Below are 25,031 nucleotides of genomic sequence, written 5' to 3'. Positions count from 1 at the left end.
ACCCGGGTACCCGCCGTGTTCGGTACCCTCCGGTGCGACTAGGATCGTCGGACACGGGGTGGATGTCCGTTATCTGGTAAACCTGCGTTCGTAGGGTAGGAGTGGCCGCGTCGAGGTGGCCCAGAGGAAGCGAGGAATGTCGTGATCGACGAAGCTCTCCGCGAGGCCGAGCAGAAGATGGCCAAGGCCGTGGAGGTTGCGAAGGACGACTTCGCCGCGATCCGCACCGGCCGGGCGCACCCGCAGATGTTCGCGAGCATCCTGGCCGACTACTACGGTACGCCGACTCCGCTGCAGCAGCTCGCCGGGTTCCAGGTTCCGGAACCGCGGACCGTGCTGATCTCGCCGTACGACAAGGGCGCGATGGCGGCGATCGAGAAGGCGATCCGCGACTCCGACCTCGGGGTGAACCCGGGGAACGACGGTGCGGTGATCCGCGTGGTGATGCCGGCGCTGACCGAGGAACGCCGCAAGGAGTACATCAAGGTCGCGAAGACCAAGGCCGAGGAGGCCCGGGTCTCGGTGCGCAACATCCGCCGGCACGCGATGGACCAGGTGCACAAGACCGTCAAGGACGGCGACGCGGGTGAGGACGAGGGCAAGAGTGCTGAGAAGCGGCTCGACGGGTTGACGAAGAAGTACGTCGACTCGATCGACGAGCTGCTCAAGCACAAGGAAGCCGAACTGCTCGAGGTGTGATGGGCGTCGAGAGCACGCCCGCGCCGAGTCCCAGCCCGAGCCGTGCCGGGCGGAATCTGCCCGCGGCGATCGCGGTCGGGGTCGGGCTCGGCGCACTGATCCTCGGATCGCTGTACTGGCAGAAGGTGCTGTTCACGGTCCTCGTGCTGGCCGTGGTGCTGGTGGCCGTCGACGAGATGATCAAGGCGCTGCGGACCGGCGGCGCCGAGATCCCGCGGATCCCGTTGTTCGCCGGGACGACCGCGATGCTCGTCGCGGCGTACTTCGGCGGCCCGATGGCGCTGCTGGTGGCGCTCGGGCTGACGGTGCTGGGCACGATCTTCTGGCGGATGCCGAGCGGATCGGTCGGGTTCGTGCGGGACGTCAGCGCCGGCGTCTTCCTGATCGGCTACGTGCCGCTGCTGGCCGGTTTCGCGATCCTGCTGGTGCAGCCGGAAGCCGACGGTCCGGCGCGGGTGGTGACGTTCTTCCTGGTCACGGTCGCCAGTGACGTCGGCGGATACGCCGCCGGGGTCCTGTTCGGCAGGCATCCGATGGCGCCGAAGATCAGCCCGAAGAAGTCCTGGGAGGGCTTCGCCGGGTCGGCGCTCGCCTGTATCGGTGCCGGCATCGCGGCCGTCGTGCTGCTGCTGGACGGTCAGTGGTGGGCCGGCGCGATCGTCGGCGCGGTCGCGGTGCTCACCGCAACGGTCGGTGACCTCGGCGAGTCCATGATCAAGCGCGATCTCGGCATCAAGGACATGTCGAACCTGCTGCCCGGCCACGGCGGCGTGATGGATCGGCTGGACTCGCTGCTCGCGACCGCTCCGGCCGTCTGGCTGCTGCTGCACCTTCTGGTGAAGGCATGACGACCGCCCCGGACGGGCGGTCGCTCGTCAATGAGATCGTCCGGCTCGACCGGTTGCAGGCCGCCGACATCGACGAGCTGTACGCCGCGATCGCGAACGAACGGGTGTACGCCGACGGGTACAGCGGCGGTCCGGCCGCGATGCCGGCCAGTGCCGACGAGATGCGTGCGCGGTGGATCCCGGCCGCGGCCGATCGGGTCGCGTACGTCGTCCGCCTCGTTGCCGACGGCACCGTCGTCGGTACGTCGAGCCTCGGCGACGTCGACCTCGGCAACGAGAGCGTCCATCTCGGCTGGACGGCGTACGCCCCGGCCGTCTGGGGTACGGCGGTGAACCCGGCGGCGAAGCTGCTGCTCCTCGGGCACGCCTTCGAGACCTGTGGATTCGGGCGCGTGAAGATCCAGACCGGCTCGAAGAACACCCGCTCGCAGGCGGCGATCGCGAAGCTCGGGGCGACCCGCGAGGGTGTGCTGCGCCGGCACAAGCGGATGGCCGACGGGTCGTTCCGCGACACGGTCGTGTTCTCGATCCTGGCCGACGAATGGCCGGACGTCCGGAAGCGGCTGGCGGACCGGATCAGCCGGTGAGCTTCGCCAGCGCGGCGAAGTTCGCCAGCAGCGCCGCGCGGTCGAACGTGTTCGTGGTGATCAGCAGCTCGTCGGCGGCGGTCCGACGTACCAGGTCGCCGAGCGCTTGGTCGACCTCAGCGGATGTCCCGTAGAGCTGGCCGTGCAGCGCGTTCTCGAAGAACTCCTGTTCGCGTGCGGTCATCGACCCGGGAACATCGGGCTGCAGCGGAGGGAACACACCGCGAGTCCGCGAGTACGCGCTGGCCCATGCCTCGGGCAACAACAGCTCCCGCGCGGCCTCGGTGGAGTCCGCGACCGCGGCGGTGACGGCGAGGACGACGTACGGCTGCGATGCCCACGCCGACGGCCGGAAGTTCGTGCGGTAGTCCTCGAGCAACGCAGCCGAATTCGGACGCGCAGCGAGCACGACGGGTAATCCCAGTTCGGCCGCGATCGCCGTACCTTCCCCGACGGCGAGGATGAACGGCGGAATGTGTAGCCCCTCACCCGGACGCGCATGCACCTGGTCGGGCGCCGTTCCGGCCAGGTACTCGAGCAACAACCGCACCTGTACGGCGAAATCGTCCGCAGCGTCCTTGTCGACACCGAGGGCCCGTCGTACGCCGTTCGTGAAGCCGACCGAGCGCCCGAGCCCCATGTCGATCCGGCCCGGATACAGCGACTCGAGGACGCCGAACTGCTCCGCGACGACCAAGGGCTGGTGGTTCGGCAGCATCACGCCACCCGTGCCGACCCGAATCCGATCGGTACGTGCGGCAACGGCCGCGGCCAGCACGGTCGGCGCCGAGCCGACGACGCCCGGCACGCTGTGGTGCTCGGACACCCAGAACCGCTTGTACCCGAGCGCTTCCACCTGCTGAGCCAGCTCAACCGTCGCCCGCAACGTCTCCGCCTCCGACTCACCGACCCGCGTCCGCGAGCGGTCGAGCACTGACAGCGGAACCGAGAGCATGCAGAGTCCAACGGACGCGCTGCAGCCCTGATTCCCCGGAGCGGGCGGTGCGGTGGTTGGTGCGCGAGATCATCGAGCGTTTCGACTGACCTGGAAAGGGCCGGTGAATTTCTCACCACTATGTGTCGTCGCATGTCAGGATCAAACCTCGGACGATCCGCCCCGGTCGTCCAGTGAGGAGCTGACATGATTCCCACGACGAAGTTCACGGCCGCGCTCTGCGGTCTGGTCCTGGTCACGGCGGCAATACTTCCGGCGACTGCCGCGACCGCCGTACCGGTCGAAGCAACGCATTCGGCCGCATCACCCGAGGCGCTCGCAGCGGCGAAGCCGGTCCCGCTGCTCGGCTACTCGACGCAGACCGTCAAGACCCTCAACATCGACTTCCAGTACCAGCAGACCGGCTACTGGTGCGGTCCGGCCGCGACCCGGATCGCACTCTCGGCGCGGATCGCACCGCCGAGTCAGCAGCAGCTGGCGAACGAACTGCCCACGACAACCAACGGCACCGACTGGATCGGCCAGGTGACACGCGTGCTGAACAACCATCTCGGCACCGGTTGGTACGAGACCAAGGAGATGCCCAACGACCCGCCCACCCAGGCGCAGCGGGACCTGCTCTGGCGGGACGTCGTACTCGACATCGACAACAACTACCCGATCGTCGCCAACATCGTCGCGCCGGCCAGTAATCACCCGCCGGGCTACCCGAACTACACGATCTACCACTACTTCACGGTGATCGGGTACGACGACAGCGATCGGACCGTCCTGATCGCGAACCCCGCCGGCTTCGCGCCCACGGCGACGTACTGGCTCACCTTCAACCAGCTCGCCACCCTCATCCCGCCGAAGGGCTACTCCGCCTGACGACCACCCCGGCGACCACCCTGACGACCGCCCCGGCGACCGCCCTGAGGGCCACTTTGTGCACCAGATCCGTACTTTTCGGCCGCTGAGATGCGGATCTGGTGCACAAAGTCGCCCGGTAGCGTGGGGCGGGTGAGTCGGGCGCCGCGGTTGGAGATCGAGTACTGCACCCAATGCCGGTGGTTGTTGCGCGCGGCGTGGACCGCACAGGAGCTGCTGACCACGTTCCCGAAGGAGCTCGGTGAGGTCGCGCTCGTGCCGGGGAGCGGGGGAGTGTTCGACGTCAGCCTCGACGGGGAGCTGCTGTGGTCGCGGAAGGCCGAAGGTGGGTTCGCCGAGATCCCGCTGCTCAAGCAAATGGTCCGCGACCGGATCGCCCCGGACCGCAAACTCGGCCACTCGGACCGCAAGGACACCTGAAGAGCGGATCGCCAGGCCATCACGATCGCGGGCACCATGCGCCGCCAAGCGCTCGACCGGCCCAGGTCGTGCTCATGGTGATGGCCCGAGGATCCGCGTTCGGCCCTGTGATCCCCGGCACGTCGCCGATGTGAATTTGTGAACCGTCGACGCGGCAAGCGACAATAGGTCGGTTATGTCTACCTCCCTGCCTCTTGTTTTCGATGAGCCGCGCCGCGCCAAGAAGCCGCCGCGGCACCTGGCCGATCTCACCGGGGAGGAACGGCGTACGGCGGTGGCCGCGCTGGGTGAGCCGGCGTTCCGGGCCAAGCAGCTGTCGAACCACTACTTCTCCCGGCTGGTGTCCGACCCGGCCGAGATGACCGATCTGCCGGCCGCGACCCGCGACAAGCTGGTGGCGGACCTGATGCCGCCGCTGCTGACCCGCGTTCGCGACCTGGAGTGCGACAACGGCCAGACCCGCAAGACGCTGTGGAAGTTGCTCGACGGCTCGCTCGTCGAGTCGGTCCTGATGCGGTATCCGGACCGCGCGACGATGTGCGTGTCGTCGCAGGCGGGCTGCGGGATGGCGTGCCCGTTCTGCGCGACCGGCCAGGGCGGCCTGACGCGGAACATGACCACCGCGGAGATCGTCGAGCAGGTGGTCGACGGTGCGCGGGCGCTGGCGCGCGGTGAGATCGCCGGCGGCCCAGGCCGCGTCTCGAACATCGTGTTCATGGGCATGGGCGAGCCGATGGCCAACTACAAGGCCGTGATGGGCGCCGTCCGCCGGTTCACGGATCCGTCGCCGGAAGGCCTGGGGATCTCCGCGCGCGGCGTGACCGTGTCGACGGTCGGGCTGGTGCCGCGGATCAACCAGCTGGCGACCGAGGGCATCCCGGTCACGCTCGCGCTGTCGCTGCATGCGCCGGACGACGAGCTGCGCGACGAGCTGGTGCCGATCAACAATCGCTGGAAGGTCGACGAGGTGCTCGACGCCGCCTGGGCGTACGCGCGCCAGACCAAGCGCCGGGTCTCGATCGAGTACGCGATGATCCGCGACATCAATGACCACGCCTGGCGGGCCGACCTGCTCGCGGAGAAGCTCCGGGCGCGCGGGGACTGGGGCTGGGTGCACGTGAACCTGATCCCGCTGAACCCGACGCCGGGCTCGAAGTGGACCGCGTCCGACCCCGCCGACGAGCGCGAGTTCGTGCGCCGATTGGAGGCCGGCGGGATCCCGGTCACGGTCCGCGACACCCGCGGTCAGGAGATCGACGGCGCCTGCGGGCAGCTCGCCGCGAGCGAGGCCTGATGCTGCGGCCGCAGTTCCGTGCCGTCCGTACCGGCCAGCGCTACCTGCGCGAGGACGTCGACGCGCTGGTGGCCCGCGTCCTCGCGACCGCCGAGCGGCGTGCGGACGGGACGGAGATCACGGTCGACGAGGTGCGGAACGCCGCGTTCATGACGCCGCCGCTGCTCGTCGTCGGGTACAGCGCGGAGGACGTCGACAGCTTCCTCGACGAGGCCGAGCGCTGGCTGCCGGGCCACCGGAACATCCAGTCGGCTGTTCCCGCCACGCCGCTCGGTCCGATCGGCGAGCGGGTGGCGCCGAGGTTCACCCCGGTGCGCTGGCGTGAGGGGTACGACGTCACGGAGGTGGACGCGTTCGTCGACCGCGTCATGGCGACCGTCAACGGTCGGCCCGTCGAGCGTCCGGTGACGGCAGGTGAGATCCGCACAATCCAGTTCAGCCCGGTGCGGATGAGCGAGGGATACGACGTCGAAGAGGTCGACGCGTTCCTCGACACCGCCGGGGAGTGGCTCAGCGGACCTCGCTGAGGAGCTCTGCCACGGCGGCCGGCTGCGAAAGCATCGGCCAGTGGCCCGTGTTCGCCCTCGCGCAATTGGTCTTCGAGCCACATCCGGTCGTCCGCGGACCGTCCGCCACGCCTTGCACCGTAGACCACCTGCCCAGGGGACGCACCAGGCTGCCGGGTTGAGGCAGTGGGATGATCGGGCGGTGAAGATTTTGTCGATCCAGTCAGCGGTGGCGTACGGGCATGTGGGGAACTCGGCTGCTGTGTTCCCGTTGCAGCGGATCGGGGTCGAGGTCTTGCCGGTCTACACCGTCAACTTCTCGAACCACACCGGGTACGGCGCCTGGCGCGGACCGCTGATCAGTCCGGACGACGTGCGGGACGTGATTCTGGGGATCGAGGAGCGCGGTGTGCTGCCGGAGATCGACGTCGTGCTGTCGGGGTACCAGGGCGGTGAGGGGATCGCGGACGTCATCCTCGAGGCCGTGAAGCGGGTCAAGGCCGCCAACCCGGATGCCGTGTACTCCTGCGACCCGGTGATGGGCAACGCGAAGTCGGGCTGCTTCGTGGCGCCCGCCATTCCGGTGCTGCTGCGCGACCGGGTCGTCCCGGCGGCCGACATCATCACGCCGAACCAGTTCGAGCTGGGCTTCCTGACCAATACGGAGCCGGACACGCTCGAGTCCACGCTGGCGTCGGTGGAGCTGGCCCGCGCGACCGGCCCGCGCACGGTGCTCGTCACGAGCGTCGAGCGCCCGGACCGCGAGCAGGGCACGATCGAGATGCTCGCCGTCGACGACAGCGGTGCCTGGATCGTGCAGACGCCGCACATCCCGATGAAGGCGAACGGCTCCGGCGACGTGACCGCGGCGCTCTTCACCGCGCACTACCGCCGTACGGGCGACCTGCAGGAGGCGCTCGCGCGTACGACGTCCAGCGTGTTCGATCTGCTCACCAACACCCACGAGTCGGGGCAGCGCGAGCTGCGGTTGATCGAGTCGCAGGACGCATACGCCAACCCGCGGCTGCAGTTCACGCCGCGCAAGGTCGCCTGAGGCTCAGCTCACCAACGCGGCGGCCTCGTCGATGCTGTCCACAAGGTAGACGGAGCGGGCCAGCGGGCGGTCCACCGCGAGCGCCTGCAGGAGCGGCCAGACCGGCAGCTTGACCGTCCAGTGCTGGACGTTCACCAGGATCAGCGGGATCTGCGTTGCCGCGTCGCCGTAGTAGTTCGGCGTGACGGCCTGGAACACCTCCTGGACCGTACCGGCCGCGCCGGGCAGATAGACGATGCCGCCGCGCGCCCGCCCGAGCAGCACGTCCTCACGCTGGGCGTTGGAGAAGTACTTCGCGATCGACGACGCGAACACGTTCGGTGGCTCGTGACCGTAGAACCAGGTCGGAATCGACACACCGCCGTCGCCGGGGAAGCGGGACCGCACGCTGAGCCCTGCGGTCGCCCACGCCCCGATCGACGGACGGAACGACGGTACGGCGGTCAGCTCGGCCAGCGCCTCCTCGACCGCCGAGTCCTCGTACGCCGCCAGCGACGCACCGAGGTTGGCGGCCTCCATTGCGCCCGGACCGCCGCCCGTGACGACCACGCGGTCGCGGCGGGCAAGCGTCTGCCCGAGGAGGACAGCCGCACGGTAGTTGGCGTCGCCACGCAGTACGCCGTGACCGCCCATCACGCCGACCCACGGCCTGCCGTTCGGCAGCTCGATGAGCGCGTCGGCGATGGCGTGGTCGTGCAGGGCCGCGGCGAGCGTACGGCTGGTGTCGCCGTGCTCGTCGTGCTGGCGGGACCACGCGTAGATCCGCGCGTCGGGCGTCGCGTCGTACCCGTGCTCGATGCCGGCGTACAGCTCGTCGGCGTCGTACAGCCGACCACGGTACGCGTCGAACGGCAGCTCGGGGATCGTCGGGAACACCAGGCCGCCGCCGTCGCGGATCCACAGGTCCGCCGTTTCGTCCAGCACGCAGCCCAGGAACACCGCCCCGGTCGGCCGCAGTCCGAGGAGCTCCGCCGTCCGGCTGGTCAGGTCGACCGACTGGACCCGCCAGCCCGCCATCGAGGTGGCGCCCGCGGCCAGCAGCCGGTCGAAGTCCTCGAGGGACTCGATGTCCACATGCGGAATGCTCGGCATCGTCACGCAGAGCACACTAATGGACTGCCGGTCTCGGCTGCGGTAATGCTTAGGGCATGACACATGCGGAGCTCTGGGAGCGTCACAAGGCCGTCATGCCGGCTTGGCTCGCGTTGTACTACGAGGAGCCGATCGAGATCGTCCAGGGGTCCGGGCGCCGGGTCACCGACGGTGAGGGGAACACGTACCTGGACTTCTTCGCAGGCATCCTGACCAACGCGATCGGGTACGACATCGCGGAGATCTCCGACGCGGTCCGCGAGCAACTCGGCTCCGGGATCGCGCACACCTCGACGGTGTACCTGATCCGCAAGCAGATCGAGCTGGCCGAGCAGATCGCCGAGCTGTCCGGCATCCCGAACGCGAAGGTGTTCTTCGCGAACTCCGGCACCGAGGCCAACGAGACCGCCCTCCTGCTCGCCACCCAGAACCGCCGCTCCAACCAGGTGCTGGCGATGCGCAACTCGTACCACGGCCGCGCCTTCGGCACCGTGGCGATCACCGGCAACCGCGGCTGGTCGGCGAGCAGCCTGTCGCCGGTGAACGTGCAGTACCTGCAGGGCGCGTACCGGTACCGCAGCCCGTTCAAGGATCTGCCCGACGCGGAGTACATCAAGGTCTGCGTCGACGACCTGCGCAACGTCATCGAGACCACGACCGCGGGCGACGTCGCCTGCCTGATCGCCGAGCCGATCCAGGGCGTCGGCGGGTTCTCGTCGCCGCCGGACGGGCTGTACGCCGCGTTCAAGGAGGTCCTGGACGAGTACGGGATCCTGTTCATCTCCGACGAGGTGCAGACCGGCTGGGGCCGTACCGGCGACCACTTCTGGGGTATTCAGGCGCACGGCGTGGTTCCGGACGCGATGACGTTCGCGAAGGGGCTCGGCAACGGGTTCGCGATCGGCGGTGTGGTGGCCCGCGGTGACCTGATGGACAGCATCAAGGCGAACTCGCTGTCCACGTTCGGCGGCAACCCGATCTCGACCACCGCCGCGAAGGCGACGCTGGACTACCTGCTCGACAAGGACCTGCAGGCGAACGCTGCCAAGCGCGGCGCCCAGCTGGTCGACGGCCTGCGCGGCATCTCCGACGAGTACCCAGAGCTGGGCGACGTCCGCGGCAAGGGCCTGATGCTCGCCGCCGAGATCGTCAAGCCCGACGACCAGACGCCCGACCCGGCCGCCACCACGAAGCTCCAGCAGGAGACCAAGAACCGCGGTCTGCTGGTCGGCAAGGGCGGCCTGTACGGCAATGTCTTGCGGATGGCTCCGCCGATGACGTTGACCGAGGAGGAAGCCGCCGAGGCCCTGGAGATCCTCCGCGACTCCTTCGGCACCTTGCGCTGACCACGAAAAGGGCCCGGAACCGCAAAGGTCCCGGGCCCTTGAACGCTGCCGGCTAGTTGGCCTTGCCGTCGGCCTCGGCGCCGAGAGCTGTGCCTGCCGCGGCGCCGGTGAGGCCCGGGCCGCCGAGGCCCGAGCCGCCGATCTGGTCGGTCGGGTCGGCCGTGAGCGGACCGCCGGCCGAGCGGCCGCGGCGGCGCATCAGGCGCTCGACGCGGTGGGCGGCCACGGTCAGCAGGTAGTTGATCAGCACGAAGATGGCACCGACCACGATCAGGGCCGGCAGCAGGTTCGACTTGTAGTTGCCGATCTGCTCTGCCTTCCGGAGCAGTTCCTCGTAGGTGATGATGTAGCCGAGGGCGGTGTCCTTCAGGATCACGACCAGCTGGCCGACGATGGCCGGCAGCATCGCGGTGATTGCCTGCGGCAGCAGGATCAGCCGCATCGCCTTCGCGTTGGTCAGGCCGATCGCCATCGCCGCCTCGCTCTGCCCCTTCGGGAGAGCGTAGACACCGGAGCGAACGAGCTCGGCGACCACGGCGCCGTTGTACAGCGTGAGGGCGGTGACGACGGCCGCGAGCGCGTACCGCTCCGGCGGGACGACCTCGTACTTGGCGTACAAGGCGTAGGTGAACAGCATCATCAGCAGCACCGGTACGGCGCGGAAGAACTCGACGATCACGCTGCACGGCCACCGCAGCCAAGCCGCCTGCGACAGTCGCCCGACACCGAGCAGGACGCCCAGCACCATCGCGAGCACGACCGAGATGGCCGCCGCGATCAGGGTCCCGGCCAGACCGGGCAGGATGTACTGCGTCCAGATCTCACCGGTCAGGAACGGCTGCCACTTCGCGGCGGTGAGCTGGCCCTTCTCGTCGAGCTTGTCCAGCACGAACCACAGCACGGCCGCCAAGGCCACGACGGAGGCGACGCCGACCCCGAGGTAGACCCGCTTCGCGCGCGGTCCGGGAACGTCGAACAGAACGCTGCTCATCGCTTCACCGCCAGCCGCTTCGACAGGGACGTGAACAGGATGCCGACCGGCAGCGTCAGGATGACGAAGCCGACCGCGAAGATGCCGAACACCACGAAGAGCACGTCCGGACGGTTCTCGATCATCACCTTCATCACCGCCGACGCCTCCGTCACACCGATGACCGAGGCGACGGTCGAGTTCTTGGTCAGCGCGATCAGGACGTTGCCCAACGGCGCTATCGCGCCCCGGAACGCCTGCGGCAGCACGACGTACCGAAGCGTCTTGAGGAACGGCAGGCCGATCGCCCGGGCCGCCTCCGCCTGACCGAGCGGCACGGTGTTCACACCGCTGCGGATCGCCTCGGCCACGAACGACGCGTGGTACACCGACAGGCCGAGGACGGCGAGCCGGAAGTTGTTGTCGGTGATGAAGGTGTTCGAGTCCTTGTTCGCCAGCGCGACACCGAGCTGCAGGAACAGCCCCAGGTTGCAGAACACGATCACCAGCGTCAGCGGCGTGTTCCGGACGATGTTCACGTAGGCGGCGCCGATGATCTGCAGGGTCCGCACCGGCGACACCCGCATCACCGCGACGACGGTGCCGATGATCAGCGCGAACAGCGCCGACAGCAGCGTCAGGTAGATCGTCGTACGGAACGCTTGCAGACCGTCGTACTCGGAGAAGAACTCCGATATCACGTCCATGGTTCTCCTGCTGGAAACGTTGGGGACACCAGCGCAGCGGGGAGGAACCGGAACGGTTCCTCCCCGGCAGCGTCAGGTCAGGAGCAGGCGTCGAAGGTCTTCGGCGGGTTGGTCGCCGGGTCGAGCTTCAGGCCCGCGTCGCCGAGGTTCTTGTCGAAGGCCTTCTGCCATTCGCCGGAGTCGACCATCTTCTTCAGCGCGTCGTTGACCTTCTGGCAGGTCTCGGTGTCGCCCTTCTTCAGGCCGACGCCGTAGCGCTCGGTCGAGAAGGTCTTGCCGACCACCTTGAACTTGCCCTTGTTCGCCTCCTGCGCCGCGTAGCCGGCCAGGATGGTGTTGTCGGTGGTCAGCGCGTCGATCGCGCCGGCGCCGAGCGCCTCCACGCACTTGGAGTAGGTGTCGTACTCCTGCAGCTGCACGGTCTTGGCGAACTGGTCCTTGACCTTCTGCGCGGACGTCGAACCGGTCACCGAGCACAGCTTCTTGCCGTTCAGCGAGTCCGGTCCGGTGATGTCGGTGTTGTCGGCCTTCACCAGCAGGTCCTGGCCGGCGACCAGGTACGGGCCGGCGAACGAGACCTTCTCCTTGCGCGCGTCGGTGATCGAGTACGTCGCGAAGATCATCTTCACCTGGCCGTTCTGCAGCAGCGTCTCGCGCTGTGCCGACGGCGACTCCTTGAAGGTGATGTTGCCTTCGTCGTACCCGAGCTCCTTGGCGACGTACTTGGCGACGTCGACGTCCATACCGGTGTAGTTCGCGCCTTCCTTCAGGCCCAGACCCGGCTGGTCGAACTTGATGCCGATGGTCACCTGCTCGCCGCTGCCGCCGCCCGAGCCCGATCCCGAGTCGTCGCCGCACGCGGCGAGACCGGTCGCGGCGAGTGTCGCGATGCCGAGGGCAGCGATGATCCGCTGTCGCATTCTTTTCCTCCGTTGTTCGGTACTGCGCTGGGACGTGGGCGGTCCGGATTCAGTGCGTGATTCAGTGCGTGAGGATCTTCGAGAGGAAGTCCTGGGCGCGCTTGCTCTGCGGGTCGGTGAAGAACTTCTCCGGCTCCGCCTCCTCGACGATCTGGCCGTCCGCCATGAACACCACCCGGTTCGCGGCGCGCCGGGCGAAGCCCATCTCGTGCGTGACCACGACCATCGTCATGCTCTGGCCGGCGAGGTCGACCATCACGTCGAGGACCTCCTTGATCATCTCCGGGTCCAGGGCCGAGGTCGGCTCGTCGAAGAGCATCACCTTGGGATCCATGGCCAGGGCGCGGGCGATCGCCACGCGCTGCTGCTGGCCGCCGGACAGCTGGGCCGGATACTTCGCGGCCTGCGCGGCGACGCCGACCCGGTCCAGGAGGGCTCTCGCCTTCTCCTCGGCCTCCGCCTTGGACTTGCCGCGGACCTTGGTCGGTCCGAGGGTGACGTTCTGCAGGATCGTCTTGTGGGCGAACAGGTTGAACGACTGGAACACCATGCCGACGTCGGCGCGGAGCCGGGCCAGGGCCTTGCCCTCGCTGGGCAGCGGCTGCCCGTCCAGCGTGATGGTGCCAGAGTCGATCGGCTCGAGCCGGTTGATCGCGCGGCAGAGCGTCGACTTGCCGGACCCGGACGGACCGATCACCACGACGACCTCGCCCTTGTCGATGGACAGGTTGATGTCCTTCAGGACGTGCAGGTCGCCGAAATGCTTGTTGACTCCGGTCAGCGCCACCAAACCGGTTTTCGTCAGCGTGTCGGAATCGCTCATGGCCAGAACCTAGCGGAGCGTAGGGCCGGGTCGCAGCGTTGAGTGGTACCACGGTGGTAACGATCTGCAATGACGACACGCTGCGTGGTGAGGGCGTCACCCATCGCCAGAACCGCCGGGAGAGCCTTCACTGACCGTACGACGGCCACCACAGCGATGTGTCGGTGCCGCCCAGGCCGAGTAGGGGGAGCCGGGCCGAGGCACGTACTCTAGGTGGCTGTCATGCGTACTTACGATGTCCGCACCTACGGGTGCCAGATGAACGTCCACGACTCCGAGCGGCTGCGCGGGCTGCTGGAGGATGCGGGCTACGTCCGCGCGGCCGAGGGCGACGAGGCCGACGTGGTCGTCTTCAACACCTGCGCGGTGCGGGAGAACGCCGACAACAAGCTCTACGGCAACCTCGGCCATCTGGCGCCGGTGAAGGCGCGCAAACCGGGCATGCAGATCGCTGTCGGCGGCTGCCTGGCGCAGAAGGACAAGGCGTCGATCACCAAGAAGGCGCCGTGGGTCGACGTCGTGTTCGGCACCCACAACATCGGGTCGCTGCCGGCGCTGCTGGAGCGGGCCCGGATCGAGCAGGAGTCGCAGGTCGAGATCCTCGAGGCGCTCGAGGTGTTCCCGTCGACGCTGCCGACCCGGCGCGAGTCGCCGTACTCGGCCTGGGTGTCGGTGAGCGTGGGCTGCAACAACACCTGCACGTTCTGCATCGTGCCGTCGCTGCGCGGCCGCGAGAAGGACCGCCGGCCGGGCGAGGTGCTCGCCGAGGTCGAGGCGCTGGTCGCCGAGGGCGTGCTCGAGGTGACGCTGCTCGGCCAGAACGTGAACTCGTACGGCGTGGAGTTCGGCGACCGGTACGCGTTCTCCAAACTGCTCCGCGCCTGCGGGGAGATCGACGGGCTGGAGCGTGTCCGGTTCACCTCGCCGCACCCGCGGGACTTCACCGCGGACGTGATCGAGGCGATGGCCGAGACCCCGAACGTGATGCCGTCGCTGCACATGCCGCTGCAGTCCGGGTCGGACGCGGTGCTGAAGGCGATGCGCCGGTCGTACCGGCGGGACCGCTACCTGAAGATCATCGAGGACGTCCGCGCTGCGATGCCGGACGCGGCGATCACCACCGACATCATCGTCGGGTTCCCGGGCGAGACCGAGGAAGACTTCCAGGGCACGCTCGACGTGGTCCGGCAGGCCCGGTTCGCGGGGGCGTTCACCTTCCAGTACTCCAAGCGCCCTGGTACTCCGGCCGAGTCGATGGAGAACCAGGTTCCGCGCGACGTCGTCCAGGAGCGGTACGAGCGGCTCGTCGCATTGCAGGACGACATGGCCTGGGCCGAGAACAAGCGGCTCGTCGGGCGGTCCGTCGAGGTGCTGGTCGCCGAGGGGGAGGGGCGCAAGGACGCCACCACCCACCGGCTGAGCGGCCGCGGCGCGGACAACCGCCTCGTGCACTTCGCCGTACCCGAGGGCGTCGAGGCGCCGCGACCGGGTGACATGGCAACGGTCGAGGTCACGTACGCGGCTCCGCACCACCTGGTCGCGGACGTGTTCGGCGCCGTACGGCGAACGCGCGCCGGCGACGCGTGGGAGCGCGCGCAGGGTGCGCCGACACCGACTACCCCGGGTGTGATGCTCGGGATGCCGACGATCGGCGCGAAGCCGATGGAGCCCGCCGTCGGCGGCTGCCAGATCGGATGAGCCGGAGCTGATGGACCGGCGCGTGAACGGGCGCTGCGCGTGATCCTGCCCGCGGACGCGCAGCCGATCGCCTTCGGCCGGGACGCGGACATCTACGCGATCGACGAGGAGTGGGTCCTGCGCCGGTACCGCAACGGTGATCCGGTCCGCGACGAGGCCGACTACATGCGGCACGTCGCGCAGTACGGCTACCCGGTGCCGGCCGTCCGTGAGGTCGCCGGGCCGGACATGGTGATCCAGCGCCTCGGCGGTCCGACGCTCGCCGACGCCGCGATCGCCGGCGACCTGAGCGCCGCCGACGTCGGCCGGATCCACGCCGAGTTGCATCGGCAACTGCAGGCGATCCCCGCGCCGAGCGGTACGCCGGGCAACGTCGTCGTCCACGGCGACCTGCACCCGCTCAACGTGATCGCCACCGCCGACGGCCCGGTCGTCATCGACTGGCGCAACGCCCACGAAGGCACCGCGGCGTACGACGTCGCGATGACCGCGATCATCTTCGCGCAGGTCGCCCTCGACCCGTCCTACGAGGCATTCAGCTCACTGCTGCGCGCGGCGTTGGCGACGTACCTCGAGTTGTCGATCGACCCGACGCCCGGTCTGCCGGACGCGCTCCGGGCCCGGGGCAACAATCGCACGCTGACGACCGACGAGCTCGCCCTGCTGCCCGCCCAGGAAGCCCTGATCCGCTCGCTTCTCCAGTCCGTCAGGCCCACAGGCTGACCGGCTCATGTGGCTGATATGTGGGTGGATCCGGACGTCGCAGCCCGCCGGGTTCGCATCAACGCTGCATTGCCTGCACCGCTGACCCGGGAAAACACTCCTAGGAGAGTTTTCCGCACGACAGTGGAGGACTTTGCCCGCCATACGGCGGAAAACCCTCCATAGATGCCCACCCGTGTCGGACCGTGCACACCCATCCGGGACCTTGCACACCCGCCTGGGACCTTGGACAAGCAATAACCAGTCCACGCCCACCTCAACCTGTGCAAGATTCCGTCTTCGGCCCGTACGAACGACCGGCGCCGACTCGGGTCACCCGGACCCACCCATGGATCGGATCGGTCACAAGACCCGGTTATCCACCCGTGGCGGGCCTGGCGGCGAACCCCTGGACGATCACCGCGGGCAGCGGGTCGCCGGTCAGTGAATCGAGGACGCGCTTCTCGTGCGGGACGAGTGGCTCGGGCAGCTTGTCCAGTGGATACCATTCCAGGCCGGCCGCCTTCTCCGCTTCCATCAGACGCGGCTCGCCTTGCCACTTCTCGGTGAGAAAGAAGAAGTCGACCCGCTCGTCGATCGGGTCGCCGTTCCCGCCGGTGCGGTGCATCGCGGTCACCGGCACCAGGTCGGCCGCGGCGATTTCGAGCCCGACCTCTTCGCGCACCTCCCGCAGCGCCGCCTCGATCACGGACTCGCCCTGCTCGACATGACCGGCCGGCACCGCCCAGTACCCGTCCATGTAGCCGGTGTTGGCCCGCAGCAACAACAGCACCTCGTCCCCGCGCCGCACAATCACATAAGCCGCCGGAACCACCCGAAACCGATCCATGCCCAGAACCCTAACCACCCGCACCGACAGCCGCCCGATCACAGGTCCGGACATGACGAAGGGCCGCCCGCCACGCGGCGTGCGGCCCTTCGGCGGGTACGTCAGGCGGACTGGTTCGGCTTGTCCGGGATGTCGTCGTTCTGGCCGTCCAGGTTGTCCAACCCTTCCTTGGCCTTGTCGACACCGGAGTCGATCTTGTCGCCGTACTTGCCGCCCGTCTTCTCGTCGACGAAGTCACCGGCCTTGTCCAGACCGTCACCGACCTTGTCGCCGTGCTGGTCGACCAGGTCCGTGGCCTTGTCCTTGAGGTCCTCGGCCTTGCCCTTGAACTTGTCGAAGATGCCCATCTCGGGGCTCCCATTCCTGCGTAGTTGAATGCTTACAGACAGCTAGCGCGCATCCTCGCACCTCGAACGCCGCAAGTGTGGGATCTCCGGGGCATCAAAGCAATGCCGTACCCGATTCGATATTCACGGCCGTACCCGGCTGTGGTCCCGGAGCGGAACTACTCGACGTCTCCGCCGCTGTCCGTCGTGCCGCCACCGGACTCGACGTCACCGCCGGACTCGACGTCACCGCCGGAGTCGCCGCCTGAGCCGCCGGTCGGGCCACCCTTCGGCTCGGCGTCGGCCGCGCTGAACTCCACGTCCCCGCCGCTCTTGCGCCCCTCGACGTCGCCGCCGCTGCGCTTGGCGTCGGACACGTTGTCCGACTCGTCCCCCAGTCCGAGCGCGTCCTTGGCCGCGTCCGACTCTTCCTCGAACGGATTCGTCACTTCGTTCCTCCCGTAGAAATGATGCGAACTCCTGCATTCCTATCGACCGTGCAGGGTCATCCACAAGACACGCTCCGTGCTCTTGGCGAAGTCTTGAGCAACCCACTGCGCAACGCAGAGTGCTGACGCCTGGCCGGGGTGGTGACTCGGTGCCTCTTCGGGCACTGCCAGACTGGACCGATGCCTGCTCCACTCGTCGTCGCGGTCGTCGGTCCCACCGCCGCCGGCAAGTCCGATCTGGCCGTCGCGCTGTCCCAGCGCCTGAACGGCGAGGTGGTGAACGCGGACGCCATGCAGGTGTACCGCGGGATGGACATCGGCACGGCGAAGGTCAGTACGGCGGAGCGCGGCGGCGTACCGCATCATCTGCTGGACATCCTCGATGTCACCGAGACCGCGACGGTGGCCGAGTTCCAGGAGCTGGCCCGCGCCGCGATCGACGACTGCATCGCCCGCGGCAAGGTCCCGGTGCTGGCCGGCGGGTCGGCGCTCTACGTCCGCGCGATCCTCGACGACTTCGTGTTCCCGGGCACCGACCCGGACGTCCGGGCCCGGCTGGAGGCCGAGCTCGCGGCGAAAGGCTCCGGCGCGCTGCACGCCGTACTGGCCGCGAAGGACCCGCAGGCCGCGGAGCAGATCCTGCCGAGCAACGGCCGGCGGATCGTCCGCGCGCTCGAGGTCATCGAGATCACCGGCGGCCCGTACGTCGCGACGCTGCCGGAGCACCGCTACGTCTACGCAGGCGCGGTGCAGCTCGGTCTCGACGTACCGCGGCCGGTGCTCGACGAGCGGATCGGCCGCCGGGTGGACCGGATGTTCGAGGCCGGATTCGTCGCCGAGGTGCGAGGTCTGCTGAACAAGGGTTTGATTGAGGGAAAGACTGCCAACCGCGCCCTCGGGTATTCGCAGGTGATCGCGTTGCTGAACGGTGAGATCGACGAGCAGGAGGCCCGGGAGCGGACCGCCCAGGCGACCCGGCGGTTCGCGCGGCGACAGGACTCGTGGTTCCGCCGGGACCCGCGGATCACCTGGCTGCGGTACAACGCCCCCGATTTGGTGGAGCAGGCACTCGAAGTGATAGCCCAAGGCAACCGCACGGACGCCGCCGGCGTAGTCGAGGTGACAACCGGCCCGGGCACCGAAACTGGGGCCGTCGATGCGAGGGGGTGACCGTGAGGCCGAGTTCCGTGAGTACCTGCTCACGGACCGCGCGCGACTGATGCGGACGGCGTTGCTGCTCACCGCCGGTGACGTGCACACCGCCGAGGATCTGGTCCAGACCGCCTGCACGCGGGTGTACGTGCACTGGCACCGGATCAAGCACGAGGGCGCCGGACCGTATGCGCACCGCATCCTGGTCAACGCGTTCCTGGACGAGCGCCGCCGTGCCGGTCGGCACCCGGAGGTGATGACCGCGGAGACGATCGAGCCGCGATCCACCGACGAACCGGATCACGCCGACACCCTCGCGATCCGGGGCGCGTTGCTGGACCTCGCGCCGCGGCAGCGGGCGGTCCTGGTCCTGCGGTACTTCCAGGATCTCGATGTCGCGACCTGTGCGCGGATCCTGGACTGCACCGAGGGCACGGTGAAGAGTCAAACTGCCAAGGCGCTCAAGCGTCTGAAGGAACTCATGACGGAAGAGACAGGGAGTAGCTGAGTGACCGACCGGGGCGGCGGGGCGGGGAGGCAATGAACTAGTGGACGAGGTCAAGAAGCTGTTGGAGGGGTTCGCGGATCGCGCCGCCGCAGCGCTGCCGGAACCGGACATCGACGCGGACATCACCCGCGGTCGCCTCGCCCTGCGCAGGATCAAGCGCCGGCGGCGGGTCACCGGGGTGCTGTGCGTCGCCGCGGCGTCGGCGCTCGTGCTCGCGATCGGCAACCAGGTGAAGGGGCCGGGGACCGGCGACGAGGTGGCCGGCGGCACCGTCGAATCGGAGCAGTCGGCCGCGACCTCGGCGCCCGCACGGTCCGCCACCCCGCAGAAGCAGGAGACGCTCTCGATGTACGGCGCCACCGTGGTGGAGCTGGTGGCGAACAAGCAGCCCTGGGACGGGATTGCCTGCACGCTGGCACCGAAGGGCTTCAGCGCCGAGACCCCGGGCGCGGACGGCCGCGTCGTACTGTCCAAGCCGGAGATGCGGACCGCGGACAGTGCCGCGAAGGTCGTTCTGCACCCTGCGCCACAAGCCCGCACGCTCTCCCAGGTCCGGGTCGCGGAGGCGAGCGGCCGGACCTTCCAGATCGGAACGGCGAACGGCCGCCTGACCGGGCAGGTCGAGCTCGACGGCCGCTGGCTCCTGCTCGAGCTGCCGACCGGCACCGAGGAATGGCCGGACGACGTCGTCCGCCGCTTCCTCGCCTCCTGCACCGTCAAGTAGCCGTCAAGTAGCCCGTCAAGTAGCTCGGCGCGCAGGGGTCCGAACCGCGCGTCACGACTGGCGCTCCGTCCGCACGTGAGATAGGCAGGGCTTGTCCCTGTTCCCCGAATCCGTGTGGGGGAGTTTCGTGAAGAAGCTGGTCGCATCCCTGTCCGCAGGCAGTTTGATCCTCACCGCCTTCACCGCAACCACGGCCACCGCCGGTCCACAGGCGCCCACCACCCGGCCCACGGCGAGCCCGCCGAAGCAGGCCACCTCGGTCGGGTACGGCGGTGCCGTGTCGTCGGTCGACGCCGACGCGACGAACATCGGCCTCGACGTGCTGCGCCGTGGTGGCAACGCCGTCGACGCCGCGGTCGCCACGGCCGCCGCGCTCGGCGTGACCGAGCCGTACTCGGCGGGTATCGGCGGCGGTGGGTACTTCGTGTACTACAACGCCAAGTCCCGCAAGGTGTTCACGATCGACGGCCGCGAGACCGCACCCGCGACGATGCCCTCGAACGCCTTCATCGATCCGTCGACGGGCCAGCCGTATCCGTTCGCGCAGTTGGTCACGTCCGGCGTGTCGATCGGCGTACCGGGAACGCTTGCCACCTGGGACCGCGCCCTCAAGAAGTGGGGATCGCTGTCGCTCGGCAAGGCGTTGAAGCCGGCCGCCGACCTGGCCGAGCGCGGTTTCGTGGTGGACCCGACGTTCCGCCTGCAGACCATGGAGAACAAGACCCGTTTCGCGCAGGTGGTCCCGACCGCGAAGCTGTTCCTGCCGAACGGCGACGCGCCGCAGGTCGGCACGGTGTTCAAGAACCCCGAGCTCGCGGCGACCTACAAGCTGATCGGCCGGCAGGGTCCGTCGGTGTTCTACGGCGGTCCGCTCGCGCGCGAGATGGCCGCGGTCGCGCAGAACCCGCCGAAGACCGCGGACGCGACGCTGCCGTTCTTCTCCGGGTACCTGCGGCCGAGTGACCTCGCGGCGTACCGGGCGATCGACCGTACCCCCACCAAGGTCAGGTACGACGGCCTCGACGTCTACGGCATGCCGCCGTCGTCCTCGGGCGGTACGACGGTCGGCGAGGCGCTGAACATCCTGCAGCCGCAGCACATCCGGCGGATGTCGGCGACGCAGGCGCTGCACACGTACTTCGAGGCGTCCGCGCTCGCCTTCGCGGACCGCGGTGCGTACGTCGGCGATTCGGCGTACGTCGACGTACCGGTGCAGGAGCTGTTGTCGAAGGGATTCGGGGCCGAGCGTTCCTGCCTGATCGACCCGCAGCACGCGGCGACCAAGCCGGTGCCGGCCGGATCGCCCGACGGCGACTACTCCCGTTGCGGCAAGGGGAGTGCGGTCGACCAGCGCGTCGACACCGAGGGGCCGTCGACAACGCACATGGTCGCGGCCGACAAGTGGGGCAACGTCGTGTCGTACACGCTGACGATCGAGCAGACCGGCGGCAGCGGCATCACGGTGCCAGGCCGTGGTTTTCTCCTGAACAACGAGCTCACCGACTTCTCCGCCGTACCCGACCCGAAGGACCCGAACCGGGTCGAGGCCGGGAAGCGGCCGCGGTCGTCGATGTCGCCGACGATCGTGCTGCGCGGCGGACGTCCGTACCTCGCGCTCGGATCGCCCGGTGGCTCGACGATCATCACCACCGTCCTGCAGACGCTGACGAACCGGCTCGACCGCGGCATGACGCTGCCGGAGGCGGTCGCGGCCCCGCGGGCGTCGCAGCGCAACACTGCGTCGGTGACCGCGGAGCAGGCGTTCATCGACCGGTACGGCGCGGCGCTGACGCCGTACGGTCATACGTTCACGCCGGCCGGCGCGCCCGGTACGTCGGCGGCCGAGATCGGTGCGGTCGCGGCGCTCGAATTTCTGCCGGGCGGGGCGATTCTCGCCGCGGCGGAACCGACGCGACGCGGTGGTGGCGCAGCCGGGACGGCCTCGCCGTTCAGAGTGCGGTGATGACGGCGGCGACCAGGTCGGCGCGTTCGGCCAAGGTCGCCGCGACGATCTGCTCGTGGACGGCGTGGGCTCCCTTGCCGAGGGGGCCCAGGCCGTCCAGCGTGGGAACGCCCAACCATCCGGTCAGGTTGGTGTCGGCCGCGCCGGTCGCGGCCGCACCGCCGACCTGCTGACCCACGGACCTTCCGGCCTCGATCACCTTCGCCAGCAGCTCTTCCGTCGCCGGCGACGGTTGCCAGGCCGGGCGGTTCGACAGCACCCGCACCGCCAGCTGCGCTTTGCGCACCGGCTCCAGCGCGGTCACGGCCGCCAGCACGGCCTCCTCGGTCTTCGGATCGACAAAACGAAAGCCGATCTCGGCCGCTGCTGATCCCGGTACGACGTTCGTGCGGCCGCCGCCTGTCACCGTGCCAACGTTGCACAGCACGTGGTCGTGCGCGGCGACGATCTGCCGGACGACGAGCAACTGGTCGACGAGCTCGTCGATCGCCGAGACGCCGCCCGCGGGGTCGAGCGCCGCATGGGCCTCGCGACCGGTGACCTCGATCCGGACCCGCGTGCTGCCCCAGCGGGAGGTCTTCAGGTTGCCGTTCGGGTGCGGCGGCTCGAAGCCGAAGGCGGCGTACGCCCCGGCCGCCTCGGCCGTCACCAGGTCGCGCGCCGACGGTGAACCGATCTCCTCGTCCGCGACAACCACGACCCGCAGCGGCCGGTGATCGCGGTCGGCGACCTGCTCGAGCGCGGTCTCCAGGACGACGAGCCCGCCTTTCATGTCGAACACGCCCGGACCGTGGATGATCCCGCCTTCCTCCCGCCACGGCATCGCGCCCCTGAGTTGGCCGATCGGCCAGACGGTGTCGTGGTGCGCGAGGAAGAGCAGGGGTGCGTCGTCGGCTCGCGCGCCGCGGCCAGGGAAGTCGGCCACCAGGTGGTCGCCGGTCGGCGCCGGCACTCTGCGGACGGTGCCGCCGAGTTCGGCGTACTTGATCGACAGCCGGTCGGCGAACGCGTTCAACGCGACCGCGTCACCGGTCGGGGTCTCGGCGCCGACGTACTCCCGAAGTCGCTCGATGCTCATAGATAGTCAACGTATCATCATCCGATCATCGATTCGTCAGCGTCATCAGATCGGGGATAGCATCGAGATATGAATCGTATCTCTGAGGTGGGCTTCCGGCCGGTGTCGCTCACCACGGCGTCGAGGTTCGCCGAGGCGTCGGCGCTGTACCGGGAGGTCTTCGGGTACCGCGACCCGGCGTACGGGCTGAATCCGCGACTGCTCGGGGCGCTGGCGAGCAACGGCGGCTCGGTGGTCGGCATCCTCGACGAGCACGACCGGCTGGTGGCGTTCGCGTACGGCTTCTGCGGCACCGATCGGCGCGGCTTCTACCACTACTCGCAGTCCGCCGTGGTGGCCACCGAGCACCAGGGACACGGTCTCGGGCGGATGCTCAAGCACGCCCAGAAGGAAGTTGCCCTCAGCCACGGTATGTCCCGGATGCGCTGGACCTACGACCCGGCGCAGCTCCGCAACGCGCACTTCAACCTCGACGTCCTGGGCGCGCGCGGCCGCTGGTTCGCCCCCGACATGTACGGTCCGGGCACCGATCGCGTCGTCGTCGAGTGGGACCTGACCCGGGAGCAGCCGTCCGTTCCGGACGACGCCGCGCTGACGCAACTCGTCGTACCCTCGGACGCGGCCGAGCTGCGGCGGTCGTTCGAGGAGCTGCTCGGGAAGGGCCTGGTCGCTGTCTCGTGCCGGCGGCTCCCGGACGGCGATGGCGCCTACTACTTCGCGGCGGCCGACGATGTCTGAGGATTCGATCAACCGGGAGCTCGCCAGCCCGCAGGCGCGCTACGACGCCCGGTTGCAACGCCGATCGTCCGCGATGCTGCAGCGCCGCGTGGTCGAGCAGGAGCGGGCCACGATCGACGCGGCGCTCGACCAGATCCTCACCGATTCCTCGATCGCGCAGGCCGCGGCCCGGATCGTCGCCGCCCGCCGACGGTTCATCATCGGGTCGGCGAAGTCGTTCTCGTACGCGTCGTTGCTGGCGTTCGACCTTGGTGTAGGGCTTTCACAGGTGACGTTGATCGACGGCACGGTCGTGCGCGGCGTCGACGTACTGTCCGACGTCCGGGCCAACGATCTGATGGTCGCGTTCTCGTTCCGGCGGTACCGGCGCGACACCGTCGAGATCGCCCGCCGGTTCGTCGACGCCGGCGGTGAGCTCGTCGCGGTCACCGATTTCGAGGACGCGCCGCTGGCCAAGATCGCCGACCAGTGCATCTACGTCGCGACCGGGAGTGCGTCGTACGTCGACTCGCCGACCGTCGTCGCCTCGGTGCTGCACGTGCTCGCGACGCTGACCACCGCGAGCTCGAAGGGTGCGCGGCGGCGCCTGATGGAGCGGGACCGGTTGAACACGGAGTTGGGCCTGTATGTCAACTGAACTGAAGATCGTCGCCGCCCGGCTGCATCGGGTGCGGATGCCGTTGGTGCACGCGTTCCAGACCAGCTCGCACCGTAAGGCGTTCCTCGATCACGTCCTGGTCGAGCTCGAGGACGCGTCCGGCGCGGTCGGGTGGGGCGAGATCGCCTCGTCGTCGGATCCGTACTACGCGCCGGAGACCGTCGAGACGTGCTGGCACATCGCCTCGAAGTACTTGCTGCCCGCCGTCGTGAACCAACCCTGGTCGCGCCCTGCTGAGCTGAGCGGCCGGTGGTCGAAGGTGCGCGGCAACCAATTCGCCAAGGCCGGCGTGGACATGGCGGCCTGGGTGCTGTGGTCGTCGGTCAATGCCCAACCGTTGGCTGCAGCCCTGGGCGGGACCCGCGCCGAGGTGATCGCGGGCGTGTCTTTGGGGATCGAGCCCACCGTCGACGATCTGCTCGCGCAGGTGCAGCAACAGGTCGACGCCGGGTACCCGCGGGTGAAGCTGAAGATCGCGCCGGAGTGGGACGTGGAGCCGGTGCGTGCGGTGCGTGCGGCGTACCCCGACCTCGACCTGCACGTGGACGCGAACGGGATCTACACCGCGGGAGATCTCGACCACCTGCGCAAGCTCGACGAGTTCGGTCTGACGATGATCGAGCAGCCGTTCGCGCCGCGAGACCTGCTCACCCACGCCGAGCTGCAGCGTACGATCGGTACGCCGGTGTGCCTCGACGAGAGCGTGGAGACCGTCGAGGACCTGGAGACGGCGCTCGCGCTGCAGGCGATCCGGATCCTGAACATCAAGGTGTCCCGGATGGGCGGCCTGACCGCGGCCCGTGCGGCGCACGATCGGGCGCAGGACGCGGGCGTCCCGGTCTGGTGCGGTGGCATGCACGAGTTCGGCATCGGGCGGCTCGCGAATGTCGCGTTGTCGAGTCTGCCCGGGTTCACGTTGCCGTCCGACGTGTCCGCTTCGGAGAAGTACTACGCCCGCGATCTCGTCGTACCCGCCGTGACAGCGGTGCGCGGCGTCGTACAGGTGCCGGAGGCAACCGGTCTCGGACATGCCGTGGATCGCGACCTGATCACGGCGAACACCGTCGAGCACCTGACGATCGGGCCGTGACGGC

The 25,031-nt window shown here is 68.9% G+C and carries 28 protein-coding genes; 18 read left to right on the top strand and 10 right to left on the bottom strand.

All coding sequences use genetic code 11. The features are described from left to right. Positions 1–144 precede the first annotated feature (144 nt). Genes frr through AB0B82_RS20275 form a run of 3 tightly spaced genes read left to right on the top strand, consistent with a single transcriptional unit; the run spans position 145 to position 2,134 of the window. The gene (gene frr / locus AB0B82_RS20285) at positions 145–699 is read left to right on the top strand and encodes a ribosome recycling factor (protein ID WP_360170464.1); all 555 of its coding nucleotides are present in this window, start codon (positions 145–147) and stop codon (positions 697–699) included. Then, complete coding sequence (locus AB0B82_RS20280) at positions 699–1,547, top strand: phosphatidate cytidylyltransferase (RefSeq protein ID WP_360170389.1); 849 nt, start codon at positions 699–701, stop codon at positions 1,545–1,547. Before frr ends, AB0B82_RS20280 begins: the two co-directional genes overlap by 1 nt. Continuing rightward, positions 1,544–2,134 carry a GNAT family protein gene (locus AB0B82_RS20275; RefSeq protein WP_360170386.1) on the top strand — a complete coding sequence of 197 codons (591 nt, stop codon included), beginning with the start codon at positions 1,544–1,546 and terminating at the stop codon, positions 2,132–2,134. Before AB0B82_RS20280 ends, AB0B82_RS20275 begins: the two co-directional genes overlap by 4 nt. Here the strand turns inward: AB0B82_RS20275 and AB0B82_RS20270 are convergent. Continuing rightward, a complete protein-coding gene (locus tag AB0B82_RS20270) occupies positions 2,124–3,089 on the bottom strand; it encodes an MsnO8 family LLM class oxidoreductase (RefSeq protein ID WP_360170383.1) in 966 nt (321 codons plus the stop codon). The two genes, AB0B82_RS20275 and AB0B82_RS20270, sit on opposite strands and share 11 nt — an antisense overlap. Before the next feature lie 186 nt (positions 3,090–3,275). Between AB0B82_RS20270 and AB0B82_RS20265 the strand changes: the two genes are divergently transcribed. From AB0B82_RS20265 to pdxY, 5 genes are all read left to right on the top strand, one after another. Next, positions 3,276–3,959, top strand: a complete 684-nt coding sequence (locus AB0B82_RS20265; RefSeq protein WP_360170380.1) for a C39 family peptidase — start codon at positions 3,276–3,278, stop codon at positions 3,957–3,959. Between the two features lie 132 nt (positions 3,960–4,091). After that, a complete protein-coding gene (locus tag AB0B82_RS20260) occupies positions 4,092–4,379 on the top strand; it encodes a SelT/SelW/SelH family protein (RefSeq protein ID WP_360170377.1) in 288 nt (95 codons plus the stop codon). A 175-nt stretch (positions 4,380–4,554) separates the two neighbouring features. Next, positions 4,555–5,673 (top strand): 23S rRNA (adenine(2503)-C(2))-methyltransferase RlmN, encoded by a 1,119-nt coding sequence (rlmN, locus tag AB0B82_RS20255; RefSeq protein WP_360170374.1) that lies wholly within the window; start codon positions 4,555–4,557, stop codon positions 5,671–5,673. Beyond that, positions 5,673–6,200: a DivIVA domain-containing protein gene (locus tag AB0B82_RS20250; protein ID WP_360170371.1), complete on the top strand. Its 528-nt coding sequence runs from the start codon at positions 5,673–5,675 to the stop codon at positions 6,198–6,200. The genes rlmN and AB0B82_RS20250 overlap by 1 nt, the downstream gene beginning before the upstream one ends. 181 nt (positions 6,201–6,381) lie before the next feature. Then, positions 6,382–7,233 carry a pyridoxal kinase PdxY gene (pdxY, locus tag AB0B82_RS20245; protein ID WP_360170368.1) on the top strand — a complete coding sequence of 284 codons (852 nt, stop codon included), beginning with the start codon at positions 6,382–6,384 and terminating at the stop codon, positions 7,231–7,233. A gap of 3 nt (positions 7,234–7,236) precedes the next feature. Here the strand turns inward: pdxY and AB0B82_RS20240 are convergent, their stop codons facing one another. After that, the gene (locus AB0B82_RS20240) at positions 7,237–8,325 is read right to left on the bottom strand and encodes an LOG family protein (RefSeq protein WP_360170461.1); all 1,089 of its coding nucleotides are present in this window, start codon (positions 8,323–8,325) and stop codon (positions 7,237–7,239) included. Between the two features lie 56 nt (positions 8,326–8,381). Between AB0B82_RS20240 and AB0B82_RS20235 the strand changes: the two genes are divergently transcribed. After that, on the top strand, positions 8,382–9,671 hold the full coding sequence (locus tag AB0B82_RS20235) for an aminotransferase class III-fold pyridoxal phosphate-dependent enzyme (protein WP_360170365.1): 1,290 nt from the start codon (positions 8,382–8,384) through the stop codon (positions 9,669–9,671). 52 nt (positions 9,672–9,723) lie between these two features. On the opposite strand, the gene AB0B82_RS20230 is transcribed toward AB0B82_RS20235, so the two are convergent. The 4 genes from AB0B82_RS20230 to AB0B82_RS20215 all read right to left on the bottom strand — a co-directional run bounded on the left by AB0B82_RS20230 (position 9,724) and on the right by AB0B82_RS20215 (position 13,058). Continuing rightward, positions 9,724–10,662: an amino acid ABC transporter permease gene (locus AB0B82_RS20230; RefSeq protein WP_360170362.1), complete on the bottom strand. Its 939-nt coding sequence runs from the start codon at positions 10,660–10,662 to the stop codon at positions 9,724–9,726. Continuing rightward, positions 10,659–11,348, bottom strand: coding sequence for an amino acid ABC transporter permease (locus tag AB0B82_RS20225; RefSeq protein ID WP_360170359.1), 690 nt, complete (start codon positions 11,346–11,348; stop codon positions 10,659–10,661). Before AB0B82_RS20225 ends, AB0B82_RS20230 begins: the two co-directional genes overlap by 4 nt. 77 nt (positions 11,349–11,425) lie before the next feature. Next, positions 11,426–12,268: a glutamate ABC transporter substrate-binding protein gene (locus AB0B82_RS20220; protein ID WP_360170356.1), complete on the bottom strand. Its 843-nt coding sequence runs from the start codon at positions 12,266–12,268 to the stop codon at positions 11,426–11,428. A gap of 61 nt (positions 12,269–12,329) precedes the next feature. Beyond that, positions 12,330–13,058 carry an amino acid ABC transporter ATP-binding protein gene (locus tag AB0B82_RS20215; RefSeq protein WP_360170458.1) on the bottom strand — a complete coding sequence of 243 codons (729 nt, stop codon included), beginning with the start codon at positions 13,056–13,058 and terminating at the stop codon, positions 12,330–12,332. 255 nt (positions 13,059–13,313) lie between these two features. Between AB0B82_RS20215 and miaB the strand changes: the two genes are divergently transcribed. Both miaB and AB0B82_RS20205 read left to right on the top strand, forming a co-directional pair. Beyond that, positions 13,314–14,789: a tRNA (N6-isopentenyl adenosine(37)-C2)-methylthiotransferase MiaB gene (gene miaB, locus AB0B82_RS20210; protein WP_360170353.1), complete on the top strand. Its 1,476-nt coding sequence runs from the start codon at positions 13,314–13,316 to the stop codon at positions 14,787–14,789. Positions 14,790–14,828: 39 nt separating this feature from the next. Then, positions 14,829–15,512, top strand: coding sequence for a phosphotransferase (locus tag AB0B82_RS20205; protein ID WP_360170350.1), 684 nt, complete (start codon positions 14,829–14,831; stop codon positions 15,510–15,512). 355 nt (positions 15,513–15,867) lie between these two features. Here AB0B82_RS20205 and AB0B82_RS20200 read toward each other — a convergent pair whose 3' ends face one another. From AB0B82_RS20200 to AB0B82_RS20190, 3 genes are all read right to left on the bottom strand, one after another. Then, positions 15,868–16,341, bottom strand: coding sequence for an NUDIX domain-containing protein (locus AB0B82_RS20200; protein WP_360170347.1), 474 nt, complete (start codon positions 16,339–16,341; stop codon positions 15,868–15,870). Positions 16,342–16,442: 101 nt separating this feature from the next. Then, positions 16,443–16,688 carry an antitoxin gene (locus tag AB0B82_RS20195; RefSeq protein ID WP_360170344.1) on the bottom strand — a complete coding sequence of 82 codons (246 nt, stop codon included), beginning with the start codon at positions 16,686–16,688 and terminating at the stop codon, positions 16,443–16,445. Between the two features lie 158 nt (positions 16,689–16,846). Next, the gene (locus AB0B82_RS20190; protein ID WP_360170341.1) at positions 16,847–17,116 is read right to left on the bottom strand and encodes a hypothetical protein; all 270 of its coding nucleotides are present in this window, start codon (positions 17,114–17,116) and stop codon (positions 16,847–16,849) included. Between the two features lie 180 nt (positions 17,117–17,296). Here AB0B82_RS20190 and miaA point away from each other — a divergent pair, with 180 nt between their 5' ends. The 4 genes from miaA (at position 17,297) to ggt (ending at position 21,463) form a co-directional block, all read left to right on the top strand. After that, a complete protein-coding gene (gene miaA / locus AB0B82_RS20185) occupies positions 17,297–18,286 on the top strand; it encodes a tRNA (adenosine(37)-N6)-dimethylallyltransferase MiaA (RefSeq protein ID WP_360170338.1) in 990 nt (329 codons plus the stop codon). Beyond that, positions 18,273–18,776 carry a SigE family RNA polymerase sigma factor gene (locus AB0B82_RS20180; protein ID WP_360170335.1) on the top strand — a complete coding sequence of 168 codons (504 nt, stop codon included), beginning with the start codon at positions 18,273–18,275 and terminating at the stop codon, positions 18,774–18,776. The genes miaA and AB0B82_RS20180 overlap by 14 nt, the downstream gene beginning before the upstream one ends. A gap of 40 nt (positions 18,777–18,816) precedes the next feature. Beyond that, positions 18,817–19,500 (top strand): hypothetical protein, encoded by a 684-nt coding sequence (locus tag AB0B82_RS20175; protein ID WP_360170332.1) that lies wholly within the window; start codon positions 18,817–18,819, stop codon positions 19,498–19,500. 127 nt (positions 19,501–19,627) lie between these two features. Then, positions 19,628–21,463 carry a gamma-glutamyltransferase gene (gene ggt, locus AB0B82_RS20170; protein WP_360170329.1) on the top strand — a complete coding sequence of 612 codons (1,836 nt, stop codon included), beginning with the start codon at positions 19,628–19,630 and terminating at the stop codon, positions 21,461–21,463. Here the strand turns inward: ggt and AB0B82_RS20165 are convergent. Next, the gene (locus AB0B82_RS20165; RefSeq protein WP_360170326.1) at positions 21,450–22,541 is read right to left on the bottom strand and encodes a M20/M25/M40 family metallo-hydrolase; all 1,092 of its coding nucleotides are present in this window, start codon (positions 22,539–22,541) and stop codon (positions 21,450–21,452) included. The genes ggt and AB0B82_RS20165 overlap by 14 nt on opposite strands. A gap of 69 nt (positions 22,542–22,610) precedes the next feature. On the opposite strand from AB0B82_RS20165, the gene AB0B82_RS20160 reads away from it, so the two are divergent. Genes AB0B82_RS20160 through menC form a run of 3 tightly spaced genes read left to right on the top strand, consistent with a single transcriptional unit; the run spans position 22,611 to position 25,027 of the window. Further along, complete coding sequence (locus tag AB0B82_RS20160; RefSeq protein ID WP_360170323.1) at positions 22,611–23,279, top strand: GNAT family N-acetyltransferase; 669 nt, start codon at positions 22,611–22,613, stop codon at positions 23,277–23,279. Continuing rightward, positions 23,272–23,916: an SIS domain-containing protein gene (locus tag AB0B82_RS20155; protein WP_360170320.1), complete on the top strand. Its 645-nt coding sequence runs from the start codon at positions 23,272–23,274 to the stop codon at positions 23,914–23,916. Before AB0B82_RS20160 ends, AB0B82_RS20155 begins: the two co-directional genes overlap by 8 nt. Continuing rightward, entirely contained in the window at positions 23,906–25,027 is a 1,122-nt protein-coding gene (gene menC, locus AB0B82_RS20150) for an o-succinylbenzoate synthase (protein ID WP_360170317.1), read from the top strand. The genes AB0B82_RS20155 and menC overlap by 11 nt, the downstream gene beginning before the upstream one ends. The last annotated feature ends 4 nt before the right edge of the window (positions 25,028–25,031 follow it).

The sequence above is a fragment of the Kribbella sp. NPDC048915 genome (assembly GCF_040649595.1).
Taxonomy (GTDB): Bacteria; Actinomycetota; Actinomycetes; order Propionibacteriales; family Kribbellaceae; genus Kribbella.
This window is presented reverse-complemented; position numbering and strand designations above follow the sequence as displayed.